Origin of the sequence: Paenarthrobacter aurescens (assembly GCF_025421775.1) — a bacterium.
GTDB lineage: Bacteria > Actinomycetota > Actinomycetes > Actinomycetales > Micrococcaceae > Arthrobacter > Arthrobacter aurescens_B.
Genome location: NZ_JAOEFX010000320.1, coordinates 1 through 268 on the forward strand (window position 1 = coordinate 1; position 268 = coordinate 268).

General features: G+C 54.5%; 1 protein-coding gene. It reads right to left on the reverse strand.

Annotated elements, in window-relative coordinates:
* Positions 1-205, reverse strand: a 205-nt coding sequence (locus tag N7568_RS23795) for a hypothetical protein (RefSeq protein WP_261612161.1), incomplete at its 3' end; no start/stop codon positions are given.
* Positions 206-268 lie beyond the last annotated feature (63 nt).

Here is a 268-nt window from a genome sequence, read left to right on the forward strand (position 1 = left end):
CTTCCAGCAGCACCACGTCAGCTGTACCTTCGCCGTCCTGCTGGCTGAACAGATCTTCACGCACAACGCCGCCTGCGGCCTCGTAGGCTTCACGGCCCACGAACAGAAACCGGCTATCAGTGACCGAAATTTCTTTGTCGGTGATAAGTTTTTTCAGCACAGTAGCGGAGGTATTTTGCCAGCCGGATTTTGCTTCTTCGTACACCCACACCTGACGTTCCTGACAGTCTTCCAGGCAAAGTACCTGACACTGCTCGACCGTCAGTTG